12 protein-coding genes and 1 tRNA gene are annotated in these 12,362 nt (G+C 66.9%); 4 read left to right on the top strand and 9 right to left on the bottom strand.

What is annotated here, in order from left to right; translation table 11 throughout:
- Positions 1-40: 40 nt before the first annotated feature.
- Both O5I81_RS11735 and O5I81_RS11730 read right to left on the bottom strand, forming a co-directional pair.
- Positions 41-832: a hypothetical protein gene (locus O5I81_RS11735; RefSeq protein ID WP_271065067.1), complete on the bottom strand. Its 792-nt coding sequence runs from the start codon at positions 830-832 to the stop codon at positions 41-43.
- Positions 833-929: 97 nt separating this feature from the next.
- Positions 930-1,391 (bottom strand): YaiI/YqxD family protein, encoded by a 462-nt coding sequence (locus O5I81_RS11730; protein WP_271065066.1) that lies wholly within the window; start codon positions 1,389-1,391, stop codon positions 930-932.
- 71 nt (positions 1,392-1,462) lie between these two features.
- Between O5I81_RS11730 and O5I81_RS11725 the strand changes: the two genes are divergently transcribed.
- Entirely contained in the window at positions 1,463-1,588 is a 126-nt protein-coding gene (locus O5I81_RS11725; RefSeq protein WP_271065065.1) for a hypothetical protein, read from the top strand.
- Between the two features lie 3 nt (positions 1,589-1,591).
- On the opposite strand, the gene O5I81_RS11720 is transcribed toward O5I81_RS11725, so the two are convergent.
- A tRNA-Thr gene (locus tag O5I81_RS11720) sits at positions 1,592-1,666 on the bottom strand.
- 74 nt (positions 1,667-1,740) lie between these two features.
- Between O5I81_RS11720 and O5I81_RS11715 the strand changes: the two genes are divergently transcribed.
- Positions 1,741-2,055 (top strand): polyhydroxyalkanoic acid system family protein, encoded by a 315-nt coding sequence (locus tag O5I81_RS11715; RefSeq protein WP_271065064.1) that lies wholly within the window; start codon positions 1,741-1,743, stop codon positions 2,053-2,055.
- A 3-nt stretch (positions 2,056-2,058) separates the two neighbouring features.
- Here O5I81_RS11715 and O5I81_RS11710 read toward each other — a convergent pair whose 3' ends face one another.
- From O5I81_RS11710 to O5I81_RS11695, 4 genes are read right to left on the bottom strand one after another with little or no spacing between them, the layout of a single operon-like run.
- On the bottom strand, positions 2,059-2,856 hold the full coding sequence (locus O5I81_RS11710; RefSeq protein WP_271065063.1) for an ABC transporter permease: 798 nt from the start codon (positions 2,854-2,856) through the stop codon (positions 2,059-2,061).
- Complete coding sequence (locus O5I81_RS11705; protein ID WP_271065062.1) at positions 2,853-3,761, bottom strand: ABC transporter permease subunit; 909 nt, start codon at positions 3,759-3,761, stop codon at positions 2,853-2,855. Before O5I81_RS11705 ends, O5I81_RS11710 begins: the two co-directional genes overlap by 4 nt.
- The gene (locus tag O5I81_RS11700) at positions 3,758-4,963 is read right to left on the bottom strand and encodes an ABC transporter ATP-binding protein (RefSeq protein ID WP_271065061.1); all 1,206 of its coding nucleotides are present in this window, start codon (positions 4,961-4,963) and stop codon (positions 3,758-3,760) included. The genes O5I81_RS11705 and O5I81_RS11700 overlap by 4 nt, the downstream gene beginning before the upstream one ends.
- Complete coding sequence (locus O5I81_RS11695) at positions 4,960-6,075, bottom strand: polyamine ABC transporter substrate-binding protein (RefSeq protein WP_271065060.1); 1,116 nt, start codon at positions 6,073-6,075, stop codon at positions 4,960-4,962. Before O5I81_RS11695 ends, O5I81_RS11700 begins: the two co-directional genes overlap by 4 nt.
- 113 nt (positions 6,076-6,188) lie before the next feature.
- Here O5I81_RS11695 and metG point away from each other — a divergent pair, with 113 nt between their 5' ends.
- The gene (metG, locus tag O5I81_RS11690; protein WP_271065059.1) at positions 6,189-7,898 is read left to right on the top strand and encodes a methionine--tRNA ligase; all 1,710 of its coding nucleotides are present in this window, start codon (positions 6,189-6,191) and stop codon (positions 7,896-7,898) included.
- Here the strand turns inward: metG and trpE are convergent, their stop codons facing one another.
- Together trpE and O5I81_RS11680 are read right to left on the bottom strand one after the other, a co-directional pair.
- The gene (trpE, locus tag O5I81_RS11685) at positions 7,899-9,446 is read right to left on the bottom strand and encodes an anthranilate synthase component I (RefSeq protein ID WP_271065058.1); all 1,548 of its coding nucleotides are present in this window, start codon (positions 9,444-9,446) and stop codon (positions 7,899-7,901) included. It abuts the gene before it with no gap.
- Complete coding sequence (locus O5I81_RS11680; protein ID WP_271065057.1) at positions 9,443-11,425, bottom strand: peptidylprolyl isomerase; 1,983 nt, start codon at positions 11,423-11,425, stop codon at positions 9,443-9,445. Before O5I81_RS11680 ends, trpE begins: the two co-directional genes overlap by 4 nt.
- A gap of 159 nt (positions 11,426-11,584) precedes the next feature.
- On the opposite strand from O5I81_RS11680, the gene tpiA reads away from it, so the two are divergent.
- Positions 11,585-12,334: a triose-phosphate isomerase gene (gene tpiA, locus O5I81_RS11675; RefSeq protein ID WP_271065056.1), complete on the top strand. Its 750-nt coding sequence runs from the start codon at positions 11,585-11,587 to the stop codon at positions 12,332-12,334.
- Positions 12,335-12,362: the final 28 nt, after the last annotated feature.

Raw genomic sequence — 12,362 nt, 5'->3', positions numbered from 1 at the left:
ATCGATAGACCGCGCCGCCATGATCCGCCAGTCGGCCCGGTCAGTCGAAGGTGCTGGCGGCCTGACGATCGCCTGTGCTCGACTTGAGTTGCGCGTAGGCCGCCGCCGGAATCACGCCGGTGACCTGAGGCACGATGATGCTGAACGCCAGGATGAAGAGGAAATAGAGGATCGCCGCGACCACCATGCCGCCGGTGAATTCCGGCGTGCCGCCCTGGCCCCCGGCCGCCAGGAAGGCCCCGCCGAACATGCCCATGACCAGCAGGTAGGCGATGATAATCACGGCGTAGAGGATGATGAAGGTCACCAGATAGTAGGCGAACAGCATCCAGCGATTACCCTCGCTGATCTTCACGCTGGCCCCCATGGCCTCGAAGACGCCCAGCTTGTCGATGACCTGGGCGGGCGCCGACATGCTGAAGAAGACCCCCAGAATGATCCCCGGAATGATCAGGAAGATCGTGCCGAACATCACCATGATCGAGGTCATCAGCATGATCGCCGCGACAGGCAGGCAATGCCGGAAGCCGACGGACCAGGACTCCGAGAAGGTCGCCTTGCGGCCTTCGAGGTCGCAGGCGGCGCCATGCGCCATCAGCGCCTGGGTGAAGCCCATCGAGATGAAGGCCACCACCATGATGACCAGGACCATGCCGATAACGCCGGGCCCGAAACTCGGCTGTCCGTCGGACGCCGCCATGGCCGCGAAGTTCGCCATCCCGAAGCCCATGATGCCGATCATCTGGATCACGAACATGACGATGCTGACGACGACGATGAGCGCGCTGAAGACGAGGAAATTGTTCTGGACGATGCGCGCGGCGCGCGCCATCGCCTGACCTAGATCGAATGTGGCCTGCTGAGCCATCGCAACCCCCTGAAATGTGCTTACGCGAGACTACACGACCACGGCGGGAAACAAACCGGGTTCATGCCCGGCGTCTGGCGATGTTCACGGCCTGGTCCAGGGCCTGCAGGTAGCGGGACCTGTCCTCGCGCCCGAACGGCGCCGGGCCGCCGGTGATCTCGCCGGTCGAGCGGATGTGTTCCATGATCGAGCGGGTGGCCAGGGCCGAGCCGATGCTGTCGGCGGTGAAGGGGCGGCCCGTCGGTTTCAGCACCTGGGCCCCGGCCTTCAGGCAGAGGTCGGCCAGGGGAATGTCGTTGGTGATGACGATGTCGCGGGGCCCGCAGCGCTCGGCGATCCAGGCGTCGGCGACATCGGGGCCGGCGTCGACGATGACCCGCTCGATCAGCGGCGACTGCGGGACCATCATGAAGCTGTTGGCGACGACAAAGGTCTTCAGGCCATAGCGGCCGGCCACCTTGTAGGTCTCGTCCTTCACGGGACAGGCGTCGGCGTCGATGAAGACACGGATGGAGCTGGTCATGGGCTGTCCATAGCAGGCGGCCGGGCTTTGTCAGCCGCCTGGCCGATGAAACCAATGTTCGTCGTTAACGTTTGACCCTCGACCGCCGGATTTCCCGGGCCAGGAGGGTCGTCATGCGCAGGCTATTCAAGCGGCTGGTCGCCAACGTCGATGCGCTGATCTGGAGCCTCGGCGGCGGGGCTCAACTGCGTCACTAGACCTGGTGCCGGCTGCAGGGATTGAACCCGCGACCTTCGGTTTACAAAACCGCTGCTCTACCGCTGAGCTAAGCCGGCGTGCTTGTAGGTGCAAGCGAGGGCGCCCACATGCGATAAACCGCGCCATCCGTCCAGCCTGAAAGACCGCTTCGATGTCCAAGCCCCTGACCATCAACCTTCCGCATCAACTGGGCCAGGCCGAGGCGCGCCGGCGTATCGAGGAGGGCTTCGGCAAGATCGAACAACAGCTGGCCGGCGGCGGACAGGCGAAGGTGGACAAGACCTGGAACGGCGACACCATGAACTTCACGGCCGTGGCCATGGGCCAGACGATCACCGGCGCGCTGCATGTGATGGACCGGGAGATCAGGATCGACATTGTGCTGCCGGGCATTCTCGGCATGCTGGCTGGCAAGGTCAGGGACAAGGTCCAGAAGCAGGGCCAGCTGCTTCTGGAAAAGAAATAGCGCTCAGGTCGCCGGCAGGGCCCGGGCCCGCCATTTGCTCCCGATCGACCAGCAGATCACCCCGACGGCGACGATGCCGATCAGCAGGGTGCAGACGGCGTTGATCTCCGGCGATACGCCCAGGCGAACCTGGCTGTAGATGCGCATCGGCAGGGTGGTGGCGCCGGGGCCGCTGGTGAAGCTGGCGATGACCAGGTCGTCGAGCGACAGGGTGAAGGCCAGCATCCAGCCGGCCAGGATCGCCGGAAAAATGTTCGGCAAGGTGACCTGCCAGAAGGCCCGGGTCGGGGTGCAGCCGAGATCCTGCGCCGCCTCTTCCAGCGCCGTGTCGAAGGTGGCCAGGCGCGACTGCACGACCACGGCGACGTAGGCCATGGTCAGGGTGGTGTGGGCGAGAGTCACCGTCAGGAAGCCGCGGTCGATCTTCAGGGCGACGAACAGCAGCAGCAGGCTGAGACCCATGATGACCTCGGGCATGACCAGCGGGGCGTAGCTCATGCCCGAGAACAGCGTCCGGCCCCGGAAGCGGCCGTGGCGGGTCAGGGCGACGGCGGCGAGGGTTCCAAGGATGGTCGCCAGGGTGGCGCTGATCAGGCCGACGCGCAGGGTGACCCAGGCGGCGGCCATCAGCTGTTCGTTCTGAAACAGGGCGCCGTACCATTTGGTCGAGAAGCCGCCCCAGACAGTGACCAGCTTGCTGGCGTTGAACGACCAGACCACCAGCAGCAGGATCGGCAGGTAGAGGAAGGCGAACCCGACGGTCAGGCTGACCAGGTTGAAAGGGGATGGGCCGCGCCTCATGCGCCTGCCTCCAGGGCCTTCACCTGCTGGCGCTGATACAGGACGATCGGGACGACCAGGGTCAGCAGCAAGACCACGGCCACCGCCGAGGCAAACGGCCAGTCGCGGTTGGCGAAGAACTCCATCCAGATCGAGCGGCCGATCATCAGCGAGCCGGGGCCGCCCAGCAGGTCGGGAATGACGAACTCGCCGACCATGGGGATGAAGCAGAGCAGGCAGCCGGCGATGACGCCGGGAATGGAGAGCGGGAAGGTCACCTGCCAGAAGCTCTTCCAGGGCGGCGAGCCGAGGTCGGCGGCGGCCTCGAGCAGGGTGTAGTCCATCTTCTCCAGGGCGGCGTACAGCGGCAGCACCATGAAAGGCAGGTAGCTGTAGACCAGCCCGATCTGCACCGCGGCCGGGGTATACAGGAGATCGGTCGGCGGGATGCCGACGAGGGCGAGGCCAGCGTTGAGCAGGCCTTCGGGCTTGAGGATGCCGACCCAGGCGTAGACCCGGATCAGGAAGCTGGTCCAGAACGGCAGGATGACCAGCATGAGCAGCAGGCTGCGGGTCGACGGTTTGCAGCGGGCCATCCCATAGGCCATCGGATAGCCGACCAGCAGGGCGAGGATCGTGCCCTCGGCGGCGAACCGCAGGCTTGAGATGTAGGACTTGGCGTAGAGGCTGTCGCTGCCCAGCTGCTTGTAGGCGTCGAAGTCCAGCCCGCCGAAGAAGGCCTTGATGCCGTCGATCCCCGCGCTCCAGTCGATCTGCGGCTTATAGGGCGGGATCGACAGGGCGCTGTCGGACAGCGACAGCCGGAACACCATCAGGAAGGGCAGGGCGAAGAAGACCAGCAGCCAGGCGTAGGGGATCAGCGCCGACAGCTTCGGCCAGCTGACCGCGGTCCTGGGAGGCCTCACGAGACCAACACCACGCCGGCGTCGTCGGCGAAGGTCACGAAGACCTTGTCGTCCCAGCCGATGGGCCGCTCGACGATACGGCTGGCGTTGGCCTTGGCGACCCGGATCAGCTTCTCGCCCGGCAGCTCGACGATGTAGTTGGTCCAGTCGCCCGTGTAGCCGATGTCCCAGATCTCACCAGAGAGGACATTGTGCGTCCCGACCGGCGGCGGCTCCAGGCTGATGCGCATCTTCTCGGGACGGACGGCGAGGTTTACCGCCGTTCCTGCCGGCGGGCAGTCGTCATCGAGGACGAAGAACCCGTCCGGGGCGCCGGCGGCCGCGAGGCGGGCCATCGGGTGCTCGATACCGCTGACCTTGGCCTCGAACAGGTTCACGTCGCCGAGGAACTCGGCCACGTAGCGGTTGGCCGGGGTCTCGTAGACCTCTTCCGGACGGCCGATCTGGGCGATCTCGCCTTCGCGCATGACGGCGATGCGGTCGGCCATGACCATGGCTTCTTCCTGGTCATGGGTGACGATCAGGAAGGTCATGCCGAGCTCGACCTGCAGGTCCATCAGCTCGAACTGGGTCTCCTCGCGCAGCTTCTTGTCGAGGGCGCCGAGCGGCTCGTCGAGCAGCAGCATCTGCGGCTTGCGGGCCACGGCGCGGGCCAGGGCGACCCGTTGCTTCTGGCCGCCGCTGAGCTGGTCCGGCTTGCGACGGGCGAAGGGTCGCAGCTTGACCAGCTCCAGCATCTCGACGACGCGGGCGGCGATCTCAGCCTTGGGCAGGCCCTCCTGCTTGAGGCCGAAGGCAATGTTCTGCTCGACGGTCAGGTGCGGGAACAGCGCATAGGACTGGAACATCATGTTCACCGGCCGCTTGTGTGGCGGGATCCCGGCCAGGTCCTGCCCGGCCAGGGTGATGGTCCCAGCGTTCGGGCTCTCAAAGCCGGCCAGCATGCGCATCAGGGTGGTCTTGCCGCAGCCCGAGGGGCCGAGCAGGGCGAAGAATTCCCCCGGATAGATGTCCAGCGAGACGTCGTTGACCGCCGTCTGGTCGCCGAACCGCTTGCTGACGCCCTGGAAACGGACCAGCGGCGTGGCGGCCGGATCGTTCCACGGCGCGAAGCTGGACCGGACGGCCCCGATGTTCAGGCGTTTGCCGTTCCCCTTTGCGGGCCGGCCCCCTTTGGCAGGGGTCTGGGCAGGACCGCTCATTGACCGTCGCGAACCTTGGTCCACTCGCGGTTGACGACCTTGACCAGGGCCTGATCCTTGGTCGTCGTCACGAACAGGCGGTTGAAGACCTCCTGGGTCGGATAGACGTTGGGGTCGTCACGCACCTCGGCCTTGACCAGCTGGGTCGCCGGCAGGTTGGCGTTGGCATAGTTGGTCGAGTTGGAGGCGCGGGCGATGATCTCCGGCCGCATCATGAAGTCGAGGAACTTGTAGGCCGCTTCCTTGTTCGGGGCGTCCGCGGGAATGGCGAAGGTGTCGAACCAGACCTGGCTGCCTTCCTTGGGAATGAAGTAGCCGACCTCGACGCCCTTCTTGACCTCATCGGCCCGATCCCGCGCCTGCAGGATGTCGCCGCTGTAGCCGACAACCACGCAGGCGTCGCCATTGGCCAGGGCCTCGATGTACTCGCTGCTGTTGAACTTGCGGACGGAGGGACGCAGCTTGAGCAGCAGCTGGGTGGCGGCCTCGTAGTCGGCCGGGTTCTTCGAATTGGAGTCCTTGCCCATGTAATGCAGGGTCACCGCATACATGTCCTCGGAAGCGTCGAGGAAATAGACCCCGCAGTCCTTCAGCTTGGCCAGATTCTTAGGGTCGAGCACCACCGCCCAGCTATCGAGCGCCACGCCGGGCAGGCGCTTGGCCAACTCGGCCTTGTTGTAGCCGATCCCCATCGTGCCCCACATGTAGGGGATGCTGTACTTGGCGCCCGGATCGAAGGGCTCCATGCGGGCCATCAGGTCGGGCCACAGGTTCTTGCGGTTGGGCAGCTTGGCGAAGTCCAGCGGCTCCAGCGCGCCGGCCGTGATGAACCGGGGCAGCGGGTGGTTGGACGGGGCGACGATGTCGTAGCCGGTGCCGCCGGTCAGAACCTTGGTCTCGAGCACCTCGTTGGAATCGAAGGTGTCGTAGACGACCTTGATGCCGGTCTCGGCCGTGAATTCCTCGAGCAGCTTGGGGTCGATGTAGTCCGACCAGTTGTAGATCTTAAGCGTGTCGTTCTTGGCCTTCTCGCCGCCCTCGCAGGCGGCCAGCCCCAGAATTGAAACCGCCGCCATCGCCACGGCCAGCCGCCGCGTCATCGATCCAAGCATAGCGCCCTCCGCAAATCGTCCCTGTCGGCTTTTATAGGGCCAAGCGGCCGCGCGTTAAGCGGTTTCGCCGCATGGCTGTCATTCGGCGTCGACCTCGCCTATATCCGCGCCCCATGACGCGCGTTCTGATCACCTCCGCCCTGCCGTACATCAACGGGATCAAGCACCTCGGCAACCTGGCCGGTTCGATGCTGCCCGCCGACGTCTTCGCGCGCTTCAAGCGGGCCGCCGGCGCCGAGGTGCTCTACATCTGCGCCACGGACGAGCACGGCACCCCCGCCGAACTGGCCGCCGCCGAGGCCGGTCAGGATGTGCGCACCTATTGTGACGAGCAGCACCAGCTGCAGCACGACATCAGTCGCGCCTTCGGCCTGTCGTTCGACTGGTTCGGCCGCAGCTCCAATCCGCCCAACCACCGGCTGACCCAGCACTTTGCGGAAGTGCTGGAATCGAAGGGGCTGATCGAGGAGCGGACCGACAAGATGGTCTACTCGGTCGATGACCGCCGCTTCCTGCCCGACCGCTATGTCGAGGGCACCTGCCCGCACTGCGGCTTCGAGAAGGCGCGGGGCGATCAGTGCGACAACTGCGGCAACCTGCTGGACCCGGTCGACCTGATCAATCCCTACAGCAAGATCTCGGGCTCGCGGAACATCGAGGTCCGCGACACCAACCACCTGTATCTGCAGCAGACCAAGCTGGAGAGCCGCATCCGCGCCTGGGTAGACGCCAATTCCGCCAACTGGCCGCACCTGACCAGGTCCATCGCCTACAAGCACCTGGACGAAGGGCTGATCGACCGCGGCATCACCCGCGACCTCGCCTGGGGCATCCCGGTGATGAAGGATGGGCTGCCGCGGCCCGGGTTCGAGGATAAGGTCTTCTACGTCTGGTTCGACGCGCCGATCGAGTACATCGGCGCGACGGTCGAATGGGCCGAGTCGGAAGGCACCGACTGGGAGCGCTGGTGGCGCACCGACAAGGGCGCGGGCGACACTGAGTACGTCCAGTTCATGGGCAAGGACAACGTCGCCTTCCACACCGTCAGTTTCCCGGCCACCATCCTCGGCTCCGAAGAGCCCTGGAAGACGGTCGACCGGCTGAAGGCCTTCAACTGGCTCAACTGGTACGGTGGCAAGTTCTCGACCAGCGAGAAGCGCGGCGTCTTCATGGACACGGCGCTGGAGCTGCTGCCGCCTGATCTGTGGCGCTGGTACCTGACGGCCAATGCGCCGGAAGGGTCCGACACCGCCTTCACCTGGGAGCAGTTTCAGTCGGCGGTGAACAAGGACCTGGCGGATGTGCTGGGCAATTTCGTCAACCGCATCGCCAAGTTCGCCGAGAGCAAGTTCGAGGGCGTGGTGCCGGCCGGCGGTGAACCAGGCGAACTGGAGCTGAAGCTCTACGCCGACATCGACGCCGGCATCGCCGACCTGACCGCGCAGCTGGAGGCCATCGAGGTCCGCAAGGCCGCCCAGGCGCTGCGGGCCCTGTGGGTGCTGGGCAACGAGTATCTGCAGGTTGCGGCTCCGTGGACGGCGATCAAGACCGACCCGGCGCGGGCGGCGGTGGTTGTGCGCACGGCGCTGAACCTGGCGGCCCTCTATGCGCGGCTGTCGGCGCCCTTCATCCCGTTCGCGGCCGAGAAGATCGCCGAGGCCTTCAACCAGGGCTGGCCCCTGGCCTGGCCGTCGGACGGGGCGGCGGTGGAACTGGACCGGCTGTCCGTGGGGCAGACGATCCGGGCGCCGGAGGTGCTGTTCAGGAAGATCGAGGACGAACAGGTCGCTGAATGGGGTGAGCGGTTTGGTGGGGCCGGGTAACTACCTGAACCGCCAGGCCTCTTCCGCCGCCGTCCGCAGCGCCCGGCTCTTGTGCAGGGTTTCGTCGTACTCGGCGTCGGCGTCGCTGTCGGCGACCACGCCGCCGCCGGCCTGGACGTAGAGCATGCCGTCCTTGACGAGGCCGGTGCGCAGCACGATGCAGGTGTCGACCGAGCCGTCGGCGCCGAAATAGCCGACCGCGCCGGCGTAGGTCAGGCCGCGCTTGACCAGCTCCATCTCGTCGATGATCTCCATCGCCCGCACCTTCGGCGCGCCCGACAGGGTGCCGGCGGGGAGGGCGGCCATCAGCACATCGACCGGGTCGAGGCCGTCCGGCGCGTCGCCCTCCACGTTGGAGACGATGTGCATGACGTGGCTGTAGCGTTCGATGAAGAAGCTCTGGGTGACGCGGACCGCCGGCCCCTTGCCGACCGGGGCGTCATCGTTGCGGCCGTCATCGCGCAGGCGGGCGACGCGGCCGACGTCGTTGCGGCCCAGATCCAGCAGCATCAGGTGCTCGGCCCGCTCCTTGGGATCGGCCAGCAGTTCGGCTTCCAGCGCGGCGTCCTCCTCGGGGGTCGCGCCGCGCGGGCGGGTCCCGGCGATGGGCCGAATGGTGATCTTGTTGTCGCGCAGACGGACGAGGATTTCCGGACTGGAGCCGACCAGCTGGAAGGGCCCGAAGTTCAGGTAGAACAGGAAGGGCGAGGGGTTGGTCCGCCGCAGGGACCGGTAGAGGGCAAAGGGCTGGCCCGCAAAGGGTGCGCTGAAGCGGTGGCTGGGCACCACCTGGAAGATGTCGCCGGCTTCGATGTAGTCGCGGCAGCGTTCGACGATCTCGCCGTATTGGCTGCGGCTGACGCCGGGTTCGAAGGTGACCTCGCCGGCGGTCATGACGGGAACCGGGGCGGGCATCGGGCCTTCGAGGTCGGCCAGCACTTCGGAGAGGGTCGCCTGAACCTCGTCCCATGCCTGGCTGGCGGTGACGCCGGGCCGGGGCCGGGCCGGGGCGACCAGCAGGATCTCCTGGGCGATGGCGTCGAAGACGGCCACCACCGACGGGCGGATCATGATCCCGTCGGGCAGGTCCAGCGGGTCTGGATTGACGTTCGGCAGCCGTTCGACCAGCCGCACCATGTCGTAACCGATGGCCCCGAACACCCCGGCGCTGGGCGGCGGCAGGCCGGCGGGCAGGTCGATCCGCGATTGCGCCACCAGGTCGCGCAGGCTGTCGAGGGCGCCGCCGGACTGGGCCGTGAAGCGGTCGGCCGCGATATCGTCACCGACGGCGATCTCGGCCTGGTCGCCGCGGCAGCGCCAGACCAGGTCGGGCTTCATGGCGACGATGGAGTAGCGGCCGCGCCATGCCCCGCCCTCGACGCTTTCGAACAGGAAGGCGTAGGGCCGGGCCCTGGCGATCTTCAGATAGGCCGAGACCGGCGTCTCGAGGTCGTCGATCAGCCGGGTCCAGACGACCTGCGGCCGCCCGCCGTCCCAGGCCGCCGCAAACGCATCAAACGAGGGTTCGAGGGCGGCCTGCTGGGTCACTTGGACTTCGCGTCCTTCGCTTTGTCCTTCTCGTCCTTCTTTTCCGCATAGGCGGCAGGGTCTTCACCCAGAGCCTTGATGGCGCGGTCGCGGTCGGACTTGGGCTTGATCTCGTCCTTGGCCCAGGCGCGGGTGGTGGTGTTGATGTCCTGGAAGATGCCGCGGGCGAAGCCCTGGCGGCCCATCTCGGTGGCCTGGGCGATCTGGCCGACGTCGCCGGGGCGGATCGCGCCGATCTTGCCCACGGCCAGTCCGCCGCCTTCACCCTGCACCGGCGCCGTGAACACCTGGCCGGTGGCGCCGGTGAAGAGGGTGGTCAGCAGCTCGTTGCCGAGCGCCTCATGCTGCTGGGCGCCCTGGCGGGTCATCTTCGGCAGCGAGACCAGCTTGTAGCCACCGGAGGCGGCGACGGCGGCCAGGCTCTCGCCCTTGCGGGCGCGGTCCGACAGATCCTTGGCCTTGGCCTGCATGAGGCGCGCCTGCTTCTGGCCCATGAGCAGCTTGGTCAGCTCGGGACGAACCTCGTCCAGGGCCGGCGGCGACGGCGGGATGATCTTTTCGACGCGGACGAAGAACTGGTCGCCGGCGGTCACCTCGATCAGGGTGCTGTCGGAATTGGCCGGCAGGCCAAAGGCGGTGTCCAGCACTTCCTTGGTGACGATCTTCGGGTTGGGCGGGTTCCGCGGATCGGCCGACTGCCCCTGGGCGGTCATCGCCGGCAGGGTGATGACCGTGGCGCCGACCTTGGCGGCGGCCTGGTCGAGGGTGGCTCCTTCGATGTGGGCCTTGTCGAAGGCCTGGGCCTGCTCATAGGCCTTGTTGGCGGCGGCCGACTTGATGACGTCGGCTTCCAGCTCGGCGCGGTGCTCCTCGAGGGTGGCGACCTTGGCCGGGGTGATGCCGGTGACCTTGATCACCGATTGGCCCAGCTCGCCCTGCAAGGCCCCGCTGACGGCGCCGACCGGCAGGCGGAAGGCCGCGTCGGCGACGGCCTTGTCGAAGATGGCCGACTTCGGCTTGTCGGTGTTGTTGACCACGCTGGCGCCGACCGACTTGGCGATGGCGGCGGGGTCTTCGCCCTTGGTCAGGCGAGCCGCGACCTGGGTCGCCTGGCCGGCGTTCTTGACCGGGATCTGCACGAAGCTGCGCAGCTCGGGCGACGACAGCGTATCCTTGCGGAAGTCGAAGCGCTTCTGGACCTCGGCCGGATCGGCCGTGACCTTGCTCCTGAACTCCTCGGCGTTGAAGCGGACCAGCTTGATGACCCGCATTTCGGGACGCATCAGCCGGGCGGCGTTTTCCTTCAGGAAGGCTTGCATCTCGGCTTCGGTGGGCTGGGGAATGGCGCCGACGCTGGCCGGGGTGACGATGAAGTAGTCGAGGTCGCGCTCTTCCAGACTGTAGGCGCCCTGCAGCGAGGACAGGATGCGCGGGGCCTTGAAGCCGGCGGTCATGGCGCCGAAGAACTGGGCCTCGACGATCGAGCCTTCCAGACCCTTGCGGTAGGTCTCGACGTCCAGGTTGTTCTGGGTCAGCAGCCTCTCCAGCTCGGCGAGATTCAGTTCGCCGGTGATCTCGTCGAAGACGCCCGGGTACTGCGCCAGCTGCTGCTTCATGGCCTCGTCGACCAGGGCTTGCGGGGCGCGCAGGCCCATCTTCTTGAGCATGGCGTTCAGCGACTCGCTGCTCATCAGTTCTTCGAGCGCCTGCTTCTCCAGTCCGCCCTTGATGGCGTCCTGGGTGCTGATCTGGCGCTGATACTGCTGCTCGGCGTTCTTGCGCATCCGCTCGAAGAGGGAATTGAACTCCTTGGGCGTCACCGTCTGCGAGCCGGCCTTGACCACCCAGGTGCCGCTGTTGCCGCTGAACGCGCCCAGGACGTCCATCTGCTGGCCCAGGAAGGCCGTGCTGATCATGACCAGTCCCAGCAGCACGGCGGCGAACCAGGACTTCATGAGCTTCTTGATCGTAGCGAGCATCGGGTCTTTTGAACCTTTGAGACAGGCGGCGTGCGAGGCCGTGAACGGCGGGTATAGTCGGCCCTTCCCAGAGCAGGCAAGCGCGGCGGATTGTTGGCGTGACATCAGGCCGCCGGGCGGCTAGTTGCGGCCAACGAATTTGAGGGAGATCGCCCGCCCATGACTGCCGCCCGCCCGCTGGTCGCCGGAAACTGGAAGATGAATGGCCTCGGCCTGTCGCTGGACGAGGCGCGGGCGGTTTCGGCCGCCGTCGACGCCCAACCGCCGGCCTGCCGGGTGGCCCTGTGCCCGCCGGCGACCCTGGTGGCGCGCATGGCTGATCTGCTGAACGGCACGGGCGTGGAGGTCGGCGGCCAGGATTGCCGGGCGGAAGAGTCGGGCGCCTTCACGGGCGACATCTCGGCCGAGATGCTGGCCGACGCCGGGGCCGGGCTTGTCATCCTCGGCCACTCCGAACGCCGCGCCGGCTATGGCGAGAGCGACGCCCTGGTCGCCGCCAAGACAGAGGCGGCCCTGCGCGCCGGGCTGGAGCCGATCGTCTGCGTCGGCGAGACCCTGCAGCAGCGCGAAGCCGGCGAGACGCTCAGCGTCGTCACCGGCCAGGTGCGTGGCAGCCTGCCGGCTTCGCTGGCCGGCAAGGCCTTCGCGGTGGCCTATGAGCCGGTCTGGGCCATCGGCACCGGCCTGACGCCGACGCTGGAGCAGATCGAGGAGGTGCATGTCGCCATCCGGGAGACGCTGGTCGAGGTGTTCGGCGAGGCGGGCAAGGGGCCGCCGATCCTGTACGGCGGGTCGGTGAAGCCCTCGAACGCGGCGGAGATCCTCAAGGCCCGTGAGGTCGGCGGGGCCTTGGTCGGCGGGGCGTCGCTGAAGGCGGCGGATTTCCTGGGGATCGTGACGGCGGCCTAGGGGCTATCGAAGCGGTCTACCATTATAC

It is taken from the genome of Caulobacter sp. NIBR1757, assembly GCF_027912495.1.
Lineage (GTDB): Bacteria > Pseudomonadota > Alphaproteobacteria > Caulobacterales > Caulobacteraceae > Caulobacter.
This window is presented reverse-complemented; position numbering and strand designations above follow the sequence as displayed.